This window comes from Neisseria sp. P0001.S005 (assembly GCF_051963715.1).
This window is the reverse complement of the sequence record NZ_JBQCTZ010000734.1, coordinates 1-379: the sequence shown is the minus strand read 5'-3', so window position 1 is coordinate 379 and position 379 is coordinate 1. Positions and strand designations below refer to the sequence as shown.

The 379-nt window shown below is 46.4% G+C and carries 1 protein-coding gene; it reads right to left on the bottom strand.

The features are described from left to right. The coding region (locus ACTHSP_RS22610) for an NMCC_0638 family (lipo)protein (RefSeq protein ID WP_440347085.1) at positions 1-379 on the bottom strand (379 nt) is incomplete at both ends.

Sequence of the window (379 nt, the reverse complement as noted above, 5' to 3'; positions counted from 1 at the left end):
ATTGTCGTAAGAATGATGGGTCAAATAAAAAACAGCCTGTACCGGAAAATGCTCGGACGACGTTGTTTTAACGGTCAGCAAGGTTTCTTTCGGACTGCCGGACGCACGCCATGCGTAGGAAATCTGACGCATAGGCAATGGGGTTTCCGCCAAATTATCGGCACGCAATTCAGCGTTCAAACCTTGCGGCGGATTTTCTGCCAAAGCCAAAAATTGTTTGAAAATCAGATGGTCGTCGGCTTTAGCCGTGCGCACGCTGCAACTGTCTTCAGTCAAGCTCAAATAATAATCTGCGCCGTTTACCGTTTTCTTCCAAATGCTTAATGCCTCCAAATCCATCATTCCGGCAGGCAAATCGGCAATATCTTTTTTCGACAAT